The organism is Methylobacterium sp. Leaf91, assembly GCF_001422815.1.
GTDB lineage: Bacteria > Pseudomonadota > Alphaproteobacteria > Rhizobiales > Beijerinckiaceae > Methylobacterium.
In genome coordinates, this window is the sequence record NZ_LMMP01000001.1 from 264827 (window position 1) to 280231 (window position 15405).

Below are 15405 nucleotides of genomic sequence, written 5' to 3' on the forward strand. Positions count from 1 at the left end.
CATCGCGGAACGGGACGGTACCGACGGACGATGCGGTCCCCGGATCAGGCGCTCTTGCGCACGGGATAATGCATCAGGCCGTCGAGCCTGCGCCGGAGGATGGCGGCGAGCTTGTCGACGGCGGGCTCCTGGAACAGCGTCTCGTGCGTCGCCGCGATCTTGTGGATGTCGATCCCCCCCCGGACGAGACCGCCCCAGCCGAGATCCGGGCCGGCGAGGAGATAGGGGACATACGCATCCGTCGAGCGGAACAGCAGCATGCTCCCGGCATAGGGCTCGGGCGTGTAGCGGCTCTGCGCGACGAGATAGGCGTTCATGATGAACTGCGCGCGGTACATGTCGGGGATCGGGACGTTCGGGTCGAAGCGCTCCCGCGCGAATTCCGCGGCGCGGCGGCGGCGCTCGATCAGGCGGGACGGCCATCCCAGCGTGTAGCCGAGGCTCCAGCGGCGGACCGCCCAGAGCCGCTCGACCGTGCTGTGATGCTGCGCGACGCTGGTGGTCGACAGAGTGTCGAAGAGGACCAGGAGCGCGATGGAATAGCCCGCGCGCGTCAGTTGCTGCGCGACCTCGTAGGCGATCACCCCGCCACCGGAATAACCCGCGATCCGGTAGGGACCGTGCGCATCGACCTCGCGGATGGCCGCGATGTAGGAGGCCGCCATCTCCTCAATGGATTCCAGCGGCGCGAGCCGCCCGTCGGCACCGCGCGCCTGCAATCCGTAGAAGGGCTGGTCCCGGCCGAGGCGCCGGCTCAGCTTCTCGAAGTTGAGGACGTTGCCCTGGCCGCCATGGATGCAGAAGATCGGGGCACGGGTGGGGACGCCCCGGCAGATCTCCACCAAAGGCGACCAGGCGACGGACGGCATGACCAGCACCTTGTCCGGCTCGCCTCCCCCGGCGGTGCCCTCGTCCGTGGGTTCCGGCGCGACCATTCCGCCGACCAAAGTCGCTAATTGGCGCAGGGTCGATGCACGAAACAGGGTGGCGATCGGCAGATCCACGTCGTGATTCTTGCGGATCCGGGCAAACAACCGCACTGCCAGCAAGGAAAAACCGCCAAGCTCGAAAAAGTCGTCCTGGGGACGCACGACGGCGATGCCGAGCAGGTCCGCCCAGTATCCGGCGATCTGACGCTCGAGAGCGTTCGCGTAGTCGAGATCGCCGCCGACCGGCTTGGCCGAACGCTGCGCCGACATCGTTTTCGGACGAATGGCTGCAAGGGTTTCCCGGCGCAGGTCTGACAGGGCGATCGACGAGGCCACGATCCCGGCGCCCCGGCAGTCGAGCACCCGGCGGAGCAGTTCGGGAGCGTCGGCCGCCATGATGCCGGCATTGAGCCGCGCCTCCAGGCTCGGCGGACGGGCATCTGCCTGCGAGGACTTCACCGATCGGGACACGCTCTGCAGGGTGAAGTCCTCGAACACGGCGAGCGGTACCCCGTTCACGTCGCCGATCACCACGTCGAACCGAGCGGAGGCACCGTGCTGAAGCGCCGTCAGTCGTACGTGACTGCGGATTCGGCGAGGCCAGCGCCCCGGGGGAAGCCGCATGCGCTCGATCGACGTAGGGACGTAGACCATGTCGTCGGCCGGGGGCGCGAGGAGATGCAGCCCGAAGGTGGTCGCGAGATCCGTGAGCGCAGGGTGCGCCGTGATGCCGTCGAGGTCGGCAGCGAACTCGGCGGGCAGTTCCAGTTCGGCCACGGCCTCCCAATCACCGCGCTCGATCCAGCGTATCGTGTGCCAGCGCGGCCCGAACGTCACGGTCTCACCCTGCGGAAAACCAAGGCCCGGAAGCGCGTGCGCCCCTTCCCGACGCGCCGCCCGGCGGGCCACCCTCCGGACAGCCCAGGGCAGGGCCGATCCCGGCCACAGGGTGGCGCGCGCATGCTCGACCCATTCTTCGCCCAGGAGGGGGCGGCTCTCGACAGACATTCTGTACCCGCCGCTAGCAAGGACCGTGAGCGTCGTCCGTACGAGACGCTTCACCCCAGGTTCGAACACGAGGGGAAGATCGACGGTGAGCCCGCGCAGGTCGACACCCGTCGATGCGAACCCCGCCGTGGCGGCGGCCAAAGCGATCTCGGCATAGGCCGCGCCGGGCAGGATCGGACGTCCGTCGAGGACGTGCTCCGCCAGGACCCACATGTGCGCAGGATCGTAGAGCGCCTGAAAGGTGATGGTGGTCTCGGTGCGACCCGTCTCGGCCCCGAGGAGCGGGTGCCCTTCCGGGGTACCGGACAGGGACGCCCCCCCGTGGATCCGGGCCGCCATGCCGATGTCGCCCCAGATTCCCCATGCCACCGACAGGCCATCGCTACGGCGGGCGGCCAGGGCGTCCAGGGCGGTGTTGGCGGCGGCGTAATCGATCTGTCCGGGAGGCCCGATCTGGGCGCTGGTGGACGAGAACACCGCGAACAGATCGAGGCTTCCCTGCGGTAGCAGTGCATCGAGGACCAAACCGCCGGCCAGTTTCGGCGCCATGACCCGACGACTGGATTCCAGGGTCTTTTCCAAGATTGGGCCGTCGTCGATGGAGCCCGCAGCATGGAAGACCCCGTGGATCGCGCCAAAACGCTTCCGCGCGGCGGTGATCACCCGCTCCATGGCAGCGTGGTCGGTCACATCGGCGCTCAGCGACAGGATCTCGGCTCCCTCCGCCTCCAGAGTGTGGATCGCTGCCGCATGCGCGGAGGCATTGCGCCCCACCAACACGAGGCGCGCCTTCACGTCGCTCACCAGCCACGCAGCGAGGGTGAGGCCGAGTCCGCCGAAACCGCCGGTGATGAGATAGACGCCGCTCTGGCGCAGGCGGTGCGGTAGCCCGGCAGGATGCTCGATCCGCGCCGGGACCATCCGCTGAACCAGGCGTATGCCGGCGCGATGAGCCACCAAATCGACGCCGTGCTCCGCATCGCATTCCGCGAGGACACGGGCGGCCTCCGCCACCGGATCCACGTCGCGGATGGGGCCATCCTCGCCGCCGAGATCGATGACCTGCGTCGCCAGGCCCGGCATCTCGCGGGGCAGGACACGGCACAAGCCGAGGAGGGTCGCGCGCTCCGGGTGGCGGGCCGCATGGTTCGGGGGCGACTGGCTCTCCCGCGTCACGATGGTCAGGCGCTTGGGCGAAGCGACGTCGCAATATTGCATCGCCTGGCAGAGGGAGAGAAGGCTGTCGAAACCCAGCACCTGTTCGGCCGAGGGGCGATCCAGGGACGGGTCGGGCATGCTCATCGACCAGAGGTGGAGGATGTGATCCGGCGCCATTCCTTCGCGGTCGAGGGCCGTGATCAGGTCCCGGTATTGGGTCGGCTGGTCGGGCCGCAACTGGAACAGGCGGTTGCGGACGGTGAAGGTTTCGCCGGAGCGCACGACCGCCACGCTGGCGCCCCGGTTTTCGAGAGCCGTCAGGATCGCGGTGCTCAGGCGCGACGCGTCGGCGAAGACCAGCCATGTCCGGTCCGGCGTGGCCCGGTTCGGCGCGACCGACGCAGGCAACCATTGCGGCACCGAAAACCAGTTTTCCATCGCGTCGAGGCGCTGCAGCACGGGCGCCTCGGCCTCGGCGACGACCGGCGTCGCAGCCGACCGCGTCGGCTCGATCCAATGCCTATGCTTCTCGAAGGCGTAGGTCGGCGCGGACACACGGCGCGCATCGCCGCCTCGGATCGCCGCCCAATCGACGGCATGGCCGCAGGCCCAGAGCTTGCCGATCGCGGTCAGCGCGACGCAGACGTCCGATTCCGTGTCCCCCGGCTGGCCCATGGTCGGGGCGATGGCCAGAGGCGCGAAGCCCCCGCCCTCCGCGAGACGCGCGAGGGCACCGAGGCTGTGGCCCGGCCCGATCTCGAGGAGCACCCGGTCCGGCTCGGCCAGGATCGCCGAAACGCCGGCCGCGAAGCGGACCGTCTGCCTGAGATGCGACACCCAATAGTCCGGCCGCGTGAGTTCACCCGGACCGACGAAGGCGCCGCTTAGGTTCGAGACGAAGGGAAGCGTGGGCTCGTGGAGGGCGATCGATGCCAGGCATGCGCGAAACCGGTCGAGGAAGGGATCGTGCATGCGCGAATGAGCGGCGACGTCGATGCGCAGGCGGCGGAACTCGATCCCGTCCTCCGCCAGCCGCCGTTCGAGGGCGGCGATCTCGTGGACGGAGCCGGTCGCCACCGTGAGCGTCGCGGCGTTCTCCGCCGCGATGTCGAGAGCGTCGCCGATCCGGTCGCGCAGCTCGGCCGAGGGTAGCGACACCGCCAGCATGGCGCCCGCGGGCGCGGCTTCGAAGATCTGCCCGCGCAGGACGACGACGGACAGGGCATCGGCGAGGGACATCACGCCGGCGATGCAGGCGGCGGCATACTCGCCCATGCTGTGCCCGATCACGGCGGCGGGGCGGATGTTCCAGGCGAGCATCATGCGCGCCGTGGCGTATTCTACGATGAACAGGGCCGGGATGGTGTAGCGCGGCCGCGCGAGGAGGGCGGCGGCGGCGGCATCGCCCGGTGCGCTGTCGAGGAGCAGCGCCCGCAGGCCGTCCGGGGCATCGGGCGGCAGCAGCGCCAGACAGGCCTCCAGCGCCTCCCGAAAGGCCGGGACCTCCCGGTAGAGATCGCGGCCCATGCCGGGATACTGCGCCCCGCCGCCGGGGAACATGAAGACCGCCCCGACGGTCCCGGCGCCGACGCTCCCCGTGCCCATGCGGCGATGCGTGTGACTGGCCAGGATCTCGCACGCCCCCGCGCGATCGCGGGCGATGACGGCGCAGCGATGCGGGAAGGCGCGGCGGCCGGTCTGGGTGGTGAAGGCCGCGTTCGCCAGGGTGAGATCCGGCGAGGGATCGGCCAGCGCCTCCCGCCATTTGCGTTTCGCCCCGTCGAGGGCCTCGGCGGTCCGTGCCGAGAGGGCGAGAATCTGCCAGTCCCGCGCGGGACCCGGCACAGGCGCGGCAGGGGCCTCTTCCAGGATGACATGGGCGTTGGTGCCGCCGACCCCGAGGGAGTTCACCGCGGCGCGCCGGGGCGTGCCGGTGCGGGGCCAGGGCCTGGCCGACGTGACCACGGAGAACGGGCTCGCGGAAAAATCGAACCGGCCATTGGGCCGCGCGCAGTTCAGGCTCGCGGGCAGTTCCTCGTGATGCATCGCCAGGGCGACCTTGATCAGGCCCGCCACCCCGGCCGCCGTGTCGAGATGCCCGATATTGGTCTTCAGCGAGCCGATGCCGCAGAACTGGCGCCGGCCGGGAACGGAATAGGCCTCGCTCAGGGCCGCGAGTTCGATGGGGTCGCCCACGGGCGTGCCGGTGCCGTGGGCTTCGATGTAGCTGACGCTGCCGGGGTCGATCCCCCCGACGGCGAGAGCCTCGGCCGCCGCGCGTGCCTGCCCCTCGACGCTGGGCGCGAGGTAGCCGGCCTTGGTCGAGCCGTCGTTGTTGACGGCAGATCCGCAGATGACCGCATAGATGTGGTCGCCGGCGGCGATGGCGTCTTCCAGGCGGCGCAGGGCCACGATACCGGCCCCGCTGCCGAAGAGGGTGCCGTTGGCCTCGTCGTCGAAGGCACGGCAATGCCCGTCCGGCGATAGAATCTCGCCTTCGGCGGCCCGGTAGCCCTGTCGGTGCGGCACCTCGATGGTCACGCCGCCTGCCAAGGCCATGTCGCACTCGCCCGACAGTAGGCTCTGGATCGCGAAATGGACCGCCACCAAGGATGTGGAGCAGGCGGTCTGCACCGAGATGCTCGGCCCCTGCAGGTTAAGGAGGTAGGAGGCTCGGGTCGCGAGGAAGTCCTTGTCGTTGCCCGTATGACGCAGGAGGAAGAGCCCCACCTGTTCGAGGAGCTCGGCATTGGTGAGCAGGTTGTTGGCGAAATAGGCCTGCATGCCGCAGCCCGCGAAAACGCCGATGGCTCCCGCGAACGTCTCGGGACAATGGCCTGCATCCTCCAGCGCCTCCCAGGTACATTCGAGGAAATGGCGGTGCTGGGGGTCGAGAATGGCCGCCTCCCGAGGGCTCAGGCCGAAAAATCCCGCATCGAACGCTTCCATGTCGGGCAGGACCATTCCGGCCTTCACGTAGCGCGGGTCGCGCAGATGCGTGGCCGAGACACCGGAGGCCAGCAGCTCCTCGTCACTGAACCAATGCGTCGCTTCGCGCCCCGCCCTCAGCAGGCGCCAGAGGTCGCCCGTCGTGGCCGCGTCCGGAAACCGCCCCGCCATGCCGACGATGGCGATCCTGCCGGTTGCATCATCTGCCGTTTCAGGGGTCGGCGAAATCATGACGTACCTCACGTTTCTCTACTGGCCGATGGCTACGCGACGGGCGCCGGCATCTCATGGCGCCGTCTCAGCGCCTGCCGCGCCTTGGCCCGATCGTGTCCCCGGTCGGTTGCCGAGGGGCCGGTGGCGAATCCTCCGAGATGCAGCGAGAGGGTGCGGATCGTGGGGAAGCGGAACAGGTCGGTGATCGCGATTTCCCGGCGGAGTTCCTCGCCGAGACGGCGCTGGACCTGCACCACGAGGAGGGAGTGACCGCCGAGGTCGAAGAAGTTCTCGGTTGTGGCGACGACCGGCCGGCCGAGCGCTTCGCCCCAGATGCCGGCGATCAGCGCCTCCACTGAACTCATCGGCACTTCGGGCGGAGCAGCGGCCTCCGGTGCCTGATGCGGCGCGGGCAGCGCGCCTCGGTCGACCTTGCCGTTCAGGGTCATCGGGAGGGCGGGCAGAACGACGATCACAGCCGGGACCATGAAGGCGGGCAGGGTCGAGGCGACCGCCTCGCGCAGGGCCTCGGGCCGCAGGGTCGCGCCGTCCCTGGCGGTGACGTAGCCCACCAGGCGCTGGTCGCCGTCGCTATCCTCGCGCGCCACCACGACGGCGGCGGCGATGCCGGGCTGGCGCGCCAATGCGGTCTCGATCTCGCCGAGCTCGATCCGGTGCCCCCGGACCTTGACCTGGTGATCGAGCCGCCCGAGGAAGATCAGCGCTCCCGAGGCGTCCCGGCGGACGAGGTCGCCCGTCCTGTAAAGCCGCCCCGGACCGAAGAGATTGGGAATGAACCGCTCGGCCGTCAGCTCGTCGCGGCCGAGATAGCCACGGGCGAGGCCCTCCCCGCCGATATGGAGCTCGCCCGCCACATAGGCCGGGCACGGGCGCCGGTGCGCGTCGAGCACGTGCAGCACCGTGTTGGCGATGGGTTCGCCGAGGGTCACGCCGCGTTCCACGCCGTCGATCTCGAGCACGGCCGACCAGATCGTCGTCTCCGTCGGGCCGTACATGCCGAGGAATGTGCCGGGCAGGAGGTCGCGCAGCCTTCCGGCGAGGTCCCCGCTCAGGGCCTCGCCGCCCACCATCATGGTGCCGAGTTGCGCGAGGGCGCGCCGGCCCGCCGCATCGGCCACCAGCATCCGGGCCATGGAGGGGGTGCATTGAAAGTGGGTGACCCGGTGCCGGACGATCTCCTCTGGAACCGAGGCGGGCACCGTCGCGGTGAGGGTTCCGGCCAGAACCATCAGCCGTTTCAGGTGCTCGAGATGGTCGAGGGCGAGATCGGTCGGCACCCCGAAATCGATGAGGCAGGCGATCTCGTCGGTCCCGATGCGCCGCACCGCCTCGACCATGCCGAGGCAGGATTCCGGGGTGCCGAACAGGCCGCCGGTGCGGTGATAGCGCTCGAAGGCGTGGTCCAGCAGCGCGTCGCGATCGGCGGGTGACAAATCCTCGGCGTCGAGGATCTCGGCCGGCGTGCGACCGTCGGAGGCCGCGCGCTGGACGAAGGTCGGGAAGGTCCAGGCGGCCTGCCTGACCAGATCCATCGCGCTGCCGAGGTAGCGCTTCATCGGCTCGCGGACGGTCTCGCGGACCGCATCCTCGTCCTCGCCCACGAAGGTATGGAGCATGAGGGTCACATGGCCCTCACCGGCATGCCCGGCCTCCCGCCAGGCCATGCGGTATTGCCGGATCTTGTCCGCCAGTTCCTCGAGGGTCTGGCCGAGGAGATGGGTGAGGACGCCGCATCCCAGCCGCCCGGCCTGGACGAAGGTGTCGGGATTGCCAGCCGCCGTGAGCCACATCGGCAGTTCGGGCTGGATCGGCCGGGGCATCGTGCCGATCTCCACGACCTTGCCCAGCGGGTTGGGGAACGGCAGGCGCTCGCCGCGCCAGAGGCGGCGGATGTCGTCGATCTGCCCCGCCATCTTGTCCTTGCGCTCGGCGAAGCGCTCGGGCGCCAGGACGAAGTCGTTCGGCTGCCATCCCGACGCGAAGGCGATCCCTGCCCGGCCCTTCGACAGGTTGTCGATCATCGCCCAGTCTTCGGCGACGCGCAGGGGATGGTGGAGCGGCAGGACGCAGCTGCCGGCGCGGATCTTAACGCGCTCGGTGCAGGCGGCGAGGGCGGCGGCGCTGAGGGCGGCATTGGGGTAGAGGCCGCCGAAGGCGTGGAAGTGCCGCTCCGGCGTCCACACCGCCACGAAACCGTTGCGATCGGCGAAACGTGCGCCTTCGAGCAGCAGACGGTACTTGTCCTGCGGGTCCGCCGCGTCGTCGTTCGAGAAGTAGAACAGGCTGAAGCCGGGGCCGGAACTGGGCTCGGAGCGCTGTCCGTGCAGCACCACCGAGAAGCCGCGCGCCAGGGTCCAGAGGATTTCGAGTACCGAGATGTCGAAGGACAGGCTCGTCGCCGCGAGCCAGATTCCGGGGGGATCGTGCGGGATGCGGGCATCCATGCCGGAGCAGAAATTCATCAGGTTGCGATGGGTGATCGCCACACCCTTGGGCCGGCCGGTCGAACCCGAGGTGTAGATGACGTAGGCGAGATCCTGCCCGCCGGCGCGACCGGGGGGCGGCGCGGCCTCGCCGCTGGCCTCCGCGGTGTAGAGCACCTGCGCCGGAGCGAAGGCGAGGCGATCCTGGATGGGGCGGCTCGTCAGCAGGACCTCGGCGCCCGAATCTTCGAGCATGTAGGCGAGGCGCTCGCGCGGATAATCGGCATCGAGGGGCAGGTAGGCCGCACCGGCCTTCAAGGTCGCGAGGACGGCGACGACGAGATCGGGTACCCGCTCGTGGCAGATGCCGACGATGGTCCCCGGCCCGATTCCGGCCGCGACGAGGCGGCCGGCGAGTTCCCCGGCGGCGCGGTCGAGCTCGCCATAGGTGAGGCGGGTTTTGCCCGCGACGACGGCGTCCCGCTCGGGCAGCTCGGCCGCCCTGGCGGCGATCTCGTCCTGGATCGTGCGATTGTGCGGGAAAGGCAGGGTGGTGGCGTTGAGCGCCGCCACGATGGCCGCCTCTTCCTCCGGCACGAGGGGGAGCGCGCCGAGGCGAATCTCGGGATCGGCCAGGAAGGCCTGGAGGAAGGCCGCGAACTGTCCCGCCATGGCTTGCGCCACCTCGGCCTCGAAGGTCCGGCCGCAGGCGAGGAGCTCAGCCCGGCTTTCGCCCTCGCTCAGAACCAGCAACAATTCGGAGCCGGAACGCGTCAGGAGACCCGGTTTCGCACCGCCATGGACCAGGCCTATCTTGCGCCATGCGACGGCCCTTTCGCGCATTTCGGGAGAGGCGGCGCGTTGCGGTAGATCGGCGGCCAGAATACCCCTGGCGGCGAGGTCGGCGCGCTCGGCTGCGAACGCCGCCCGGAGCTCCGCGACCGAGCCGTCCCGGTCGAGGACCAGGGTCAGGGGACGGTCCGGCAGGAACCACGGCTCCGGCGCGGCCCCCGGATCGTCCTCATCTTCGGCGGCCTCTCTCAACGCCAGCGTAACCCGGGGCGTGTCGCAGACGAGGCCGATCCAGGCGAGGAAGGCCGCCGCCGCATCGTCCAGGCTCGCCGCGCCGGGAACCGAGATGGCGATGGAATGCGGCGCGACCTCGGAGCTGCCGTCCCCGCGACGGGGATAGGGCAAGGTCGGCGCGGCGACGGCCTCCAAGCGCTCGATCCAGAACGCCTCGTGGGCGGCGGCGAGGCGTTGGGCGGACGCGAGCGCCTCGGCGCGCGGCCCTTCGATCTCGGGCAGGACCGTGCCGGGGCTGAACAGAGTGCCGGCCGGCTCGCCGCGCAGAGTGGTGAGGCCGGAAAGGACGATCTCGCGATCCGCCGTCGCGACGGAGATGAGATCGGGGCCCACCCGAATGATCGTACCGGGCCGGAGGTGAGCGGAGGCGGGACCGATCTCCGCGCCCCGGACCAGGACCAGATCCTGCCCGGTGAAGATCTTCGGGCGCGCCAGCGGATTGTGCACCGGGCCGAAATCCAGGGCGCGGACGAGGGCGGCGATCCGGGCGGCGGGCTGGCGGAAATCCAGGGTCGCGGCGCGATCCGGGCGCTTCAGCCGGCCATGGTAGAGGCGCTCACCCCGCTGCGGCCTCGCTTCCACGCGGCCCGAGACGAGCCCGTCGAGGAGGGCGGCGAAACTGGAGGCGCCGGCCTCGTAGCAGCGGCCGTTGAGGCTGAAGACGGTGTCACCGGGCAGGATGTCGAAATGCTCCTGCGCCAGGATGGCGCCGGTATCGATGGTCTCGTCGATCTGATGCCAGGTGACGCCATGCGAGGTCTCCCCGGCGAGGATCGCCCAGGTCGTGGCATGGAGGCCGGCATGCCTCGGCAGGGGGCCATCGTGAAAGTTGATCGCCCGGCGCCGGACCCGGGCGAGCACGGCCGATGGGATCACGTCGAGATTGCCGACGCTGAACAGGAAATCCACCGGAGGATCGCGATGGCCGGCGGCCAGGAACGCATCCTTGTCGATGATCGCGATATCGGCGCGGCGCGCCCATTCGGCGGCGCGCCGGTCCCGCGTGATCACGGCAGAGATCGCATGCCCGGCGGCCAGGAAGAGCTCCGCGCATCGGATCAGCAAGGTTCCGTCGCCGATGAAGTAGGCGGTGGACCGCCCATCGTCGTCGGCCTGACGGATATCCGTTTCGTCCTGGGAACGGTTCTCGATGAATTCCATCTCGACAGGCTCCGGCATCGCTGCGCGTCACAGAGATCGATGTTTGGCGATGACGCATCCAAGGCTTCGTATTCACCGCGCAAAGACGGCGATGCATCGCGCCGTCATTCGAAAAAAATCACGAATACATCGACGCAACCAAACTATAAATGCATCATCGCGGAATATAACTGGCACAAATTTGACGTTAAATCACTTGGATAACGATTTTTCACTCAGCGCGACTTAGAGAATGACTTTAATCCAAGCTCGGCAAGGAGAATGCGGCGCGAATGCGCCCAGGAGAAGCGCTACTTGGGATTACTTAGCTTTTTCTCCGCGGATACTCCCTCGCCACGGGCGGGTTTCTGCTGCGGCGCGGCCCGGACCGGTGACGGACGCAAGAGGGCGGAGACCGGCACACGCTGTGGCGCGCCGTCCGGTCCCGGACCGGCCTCACCGCCGTCGAGGCCCGCTTTCGCCACGGGCTGAGCGGCGGAGGAGGCCGGCATCGACACCGCGTCGCTCGCCTGAGTCCGCCCACGGTTCGGGCGCGGCGGCGCGCGGCGAACGGCGGAGGCCGTTGGTTGTGGCTGGGCCTTCACAGGCCCGAGGCCACGGGAATGGGCGACGGCGTCGAGGGAAGCGAAGGTGGCGCTGCCATGCGTCAACCATCCCGGGCGCGGATCGGTCACGGGCGGGACCGCCAGCGGCGCGGCCTCCGCTGACCTGTCCATGGCGACCGGCAGCGCAGCGGACCGGACATCGCTTTTCGCGTCGTCATCGATCGAGGCCAGTTCCGTCCGCGCCGGCGCATCGCCGTCGCGGGCGCCCCCGGCATTCGCCAGAACCGCTTCGGCCGCCCGGCGCGCCTCATCCGCCGCGGCCTGCGCGCGCATCGCCGCATCGGTGCGCGCCAGGAGATCCGCGGCTTCGGACCGGAGGGTCGAGGCTTCCCGACGGCTCGCCTCGAACTGCTCCTCGAGGCGACGGAGCGCCTGTTCGCGGTCGTCCGCGCGGGCGGCCTGTGCCTGCCGCTCGGATTGCGCTCGCTTCAGATCGGCTTCGACGGTCTCCAATGCCCGGCTTCCCTCATCGAGCTGCCGGCTCAGGAGGGAGCGCGAGATCTCGGCCGCGTCCTTCTCGGAGCGGAGTTCCAGGGCGAGCGTCGCGATCCGGTCTTCGGCCTGCTGCAACGCGACGCGATGTCCGTCCTCGCTCTGGCGCGCCTCGCGCGCACCGACCGACCGGGTCGTCTCGACCACGAGACCGAAGACCAGCGCGGAAAGGATCGATGTCGTCGCCAGCAGCCAGGTGAGACTGCCGGGAATACGGGGGCCCGGCCGGTGCGGGCCAATGAGCTCGGCATGGTCGAGCCTGAACGACTCGGCCCAGCTTCCTGCCCCGCCGGACCCTGATTCTACGCCGGCCGACGAGGATGCCGAACCAGCCTGCGCCGCATCGGCCAAGCACCGCCCACCGGCACCCTGCGCGCCTTGAGAGCCGGCAAAGCTGTTTTGCTTGTCTAACCACCTGCCCAGCATAGCGAATCCTACATCACCGCAACTGAATGCCGGTGATTGTACCTCGCGCTGCCAGACAACGGAGATCGAAAGAGACCTACTCCGAACGGTCGATCTGGGACGAGGAGCGAGTCTGAACGAACACGAGGGAATCTATACAATCGATGACTTCGAGATATGCCAGGAATCCGCGGGCACACTCCCCAATGTTCGCCCGTAGAACCATCCGCAATTAACATCCGTATAGAGCTTTCGGATGGCAGATCACAGTCGGGCGCGGCTATCGATCAAATGGGATGACCAAAAAAGGATTATTTAATCGTTTTTTCATTGACGGTCAGATTGTTCCGATCCATACCAGACTCTCACTTTAATGTATCGATTTGTACATTACTTGTAAGTGGAGCGGTCGACTTTATCAGTACGAATTGGTGGGGGGCTGACGATGATTCACGTTTCCGGAACTACCTTTCCACGACCCAATTTTGCATCTACGGCGCGACCCGCAACCGTGATCAGCGGTGGAACTGCGCTCTACAGAGAAGGGTTACGATACATATTGCTGAAGAGCGGGTTCGACGTGATTTCCATGGTCGGAAATCTCGATCAGGCCCAGGATTTACCCGAATCTTCCGAATCGAACCTTATTGTCATCATGAGTATTCCCTCGACGGCGAACGCCCCGACCGAGGAAATCTTGAACGCTCGTCTTCGTTTTCCCAACAGTTTCATCATCTGCATTTGCGCGACCTGCGAGGCCGAGCATGTAGCGCCCATGCTGGAATGCGGTGCGGCGGCTATTCTTTTGTACAGTGCGTGTTCTGATACTTTGGTGCAGGCCCTGGAACTGATCCTGCTCGACCACTGCGTGGTGCCCCATCTGTGCATTGGGGCCGAGGCCGACCCCCTTCCCGGTGAGGAGGAAAGCGGGGAACCTGAGGCCGACGAGCCGTTCCCCTCTCAGGATCAGACACTTCATCTGTCAGACCGGGAACTCAGTATCATCGCCTGCTTGATCAAGGGCGATTCAAACCGCGCCATCGCCGAGCGCCTGTCCATCGCCGAAGGACGGGTGAAGGGTAATGTGAAGGCGATCCTCCGAAAGATTAACGTACGGAACAGGACACAAGCGGCTCTTTGGGGTATCAAATATTGTAACTCGGGCGACCGAGCGAGCTTCGCCAAGCATCATCCCGGCGCGGCATCGCTCAACGATACGCTCGAAGGGATGGCGGCCGTATAGAGGCGCCGCCATCTGGGCGGATCCATCCCGTTCGACGGGGTGGATCTCGCAAGACATGACCCGCGCCGAGCAGAGGCGCGGATTCGGCTGAGACTAATCCCATCTCTCGTCTCAGAGAGATCGGCTTTCATCTTTCGTCCTACATCTCTCTTCGGACCCGTGCCGTCTTACGCGGTCCCCTGGCCAATCATACTTGGCCCGATGCCTTCTTGGCCCGATGCCTTTCGACGCCTTCGGCGTCCGGCCTCACGCTCCTCCCGCTCGACACCACCGCCACGCTCGCACGCCTGGGAAACCCCGCCTCCCGCGAGGTCGGCTCCCCGTGAACGGCCATGCGCTCGCCGAAATCGTCGAAGGACGGCCCGTGCGCTGACGCGCGTCGATACCGAGCGCGAGCGCTCCTTGTTCAGTCGATCGTCGCCGACGAGACGCGCCACATAGGAAACACCCCCGGCTAATCCATTCGCGCCGCGGCATCTTGATTTCGTATTACTGAACTGCACCCCGAACCATCGCTGCTAGTCCCATTGTTCTTTTGCCTTACGAAATTCATCACATTAAATTGAACATCAAGACTGAAGCATTGTTCTCAAGACTGCGATGGATGACAATCATGAACGCGAAAGTTGCTGTCACGGGAGCCGGCGGTTACATTGGCTCCGTCATGGTCGGAGAATTACTTCGGAACGGGTACAAGGTCAGAGCCATAGATGCCTTTTATTTCGGAGACCTTGCTCTCTCGAAATATGATGGCCACCCCAAGCTTGAGATCGTCAAGCAGGACATCAGGCTCATCGACCATCATGCCTATGACGATTGCGATTATGCCATCGATCTGGCCGCTTTATCGAACGATCCGTCCGGCGACCTCGACCCGGAGCTGACACGGTCGATCAACGAGAAGGGCCGGATACGGGCCGCCATGGCCGCCAAGCGCGCCGGCGTCCGCCGCTACCTCTTCGCCAGTTCCTGCGCGGTCTACGGCGCCGGCCAGGACATGTTCCTCACCGAGGACGCGGTTCTACGGCCCCTCACCATCTACGCGCAGACCTGCGCCAGGGCCGAAGAGGCGGTGCTCGCCCTGAATACCGGCCATTTCGCCGCCACGGCGCTCAGGAACGCCACCGTGTTCGGCCTGTCGCCGCGCATGCGGTTCGACCTCGTCGTCAACCAGATGACCTTCGACGCCCTGGATCGCGGCCGCATCACGGTGGGGGGCGACGGATCGCAATGGCGTCCGGTTGTCCATGTGCGGGATGTGGCCGCCGCCTTCCTCAGCGCCCTGCGCGCCCCGTCCGGCGTCGTCGCCGGTGCGGCCTTCAACATCGGCTGGGACAACCGCCAGATCGTCGACATCGCGCTCGCGGTGAAGAACACCGTCACCAAGGCGAGCGAGATCGAGTTCATGCCCTGCGGGCTCGACCGGCGCGATTACCATGTGAGCTTCGCCAAGGCGCGGGAAAGTTTTGGCTTCGGGGCGAGACACCGGATCGAGGATGCCGTCATCGAGATCCAGAACGCCATCGACGCCAAGATCCTGCGAAACACCGCCGTCTGCAACACGGTCAAGTGGTACAAGATGCTGCTCGCCGACCCGCTCCAGCGGCTGAGCCTGCCGATCCCGGCCGAAGAGGCCATCGCCGCGACCCCGGGCGTGTTTCCCCGCCCGGCCTTCGAGGCCGGCGCCGAGGCGGCGCGCGCCTGAGACGAAA

Annotated in this window: 5 protein-coding genes; 2 read left to right on the forward strand and 3 right to left on the reverse strand. The window is 67.6% G+C overall.

The annotated features are described in order from the left end of the window. Window positions 1–44 precede the first annotated feature (44 nt). The 3 genes from ASF32_RS01195 to ASF32_RS01205 all read right to left on the reverse strand — a co-directional run bounded on the left by ASF32_RS01195 (window position 45) and on the right by ASF32_RS01205 (window position 12396). A complete protein-coding gene (locus ASF32_RS01195; protein ID WP_056422425.1) occupies window positions 45–6275 on the reverse strand; it encodes a type I polyketide synthase in 6231 nt (2076 codons plus the stop codon). 32 nt (window positions 6276–6307) lie between these two features. Next, a complete protein-coding gene (locus ASF32_RS01200) occupies window positions 6308–10966 on the reverse strand; it encodes a MupA/Atu3671 family FMN-dependent luciferase-like monooxygenase (protein ID WP_056422427.1) in 4659 nt (1552 codons plus the stop codon). 272 nt (window positions 10967–11238) lie between these two features. Beyond that, window positions 11239–12396: a hypothetical protein gene (locus tag ASF32_RS01205; protein ID WP_056422431.1), complete on the reverse strand. Its 1158-nt coding sequence runs from the start codon at window positions 12394–12396 to the stop codon at window positions 11239–11241. Window positions 12397–13009: 613 nt separating this feature from the next. Between ASF32_RS01205 and ASF32_RS01210 the strand changes: the two genes are divergently transcribed. After that, on the forward strand, window positions 13010–13693 hold the full coding sequence (locus ASF32_RS01210) for a response regulator transcription factor (protein WP_056422434.1): 684 nt from the start codon (window positions 13010–13012) through the stop codon (window positions 13691–13693). A 613-nt stretch (window positions 13694–14306) separates the two neighbouring features. Next, window positions 14307–15398 carry an SDR family oxidoreductase gene (locus ASF32_RS01215; RefSeq protein WP_082470605.1) on the forward strand — a complete coding sequence of 364 codons (1092 nt, stop codon included), beginning with the start codon at window positions 14307–14309 and terminating at the stop codon, window positions 15396–15398. Window positions 15399–15405: the final 7 nt, after the last annotated feature.

What these genes read in the sequence shown, in the direction of transcription:
- ASF32_RS01195 (WP_056422425.1), bottom strand. Translation starts at nt 6,275, where the DNA reads ATGATTTCGCCGACCCCTGAAACGGCAGATGATGCAACCGGCAGGATC.
- ASF32_RS01200 (WP_056422427.1), bottom strand. Translation starts at nt 10,966, where the DNA reads ATGCCGGAGCCTGTCGAGATGGAATTCATCGAGAACCGTTCCCAGGAC.
- ASF32_RS01215 (WP_082470605.1), top strand. Translation starts at nt 14,307, where the DNA reads ATGAACGCGAAAGTTGCTGTCACGGGAGCCGGCGGTTACATTGGCTCC.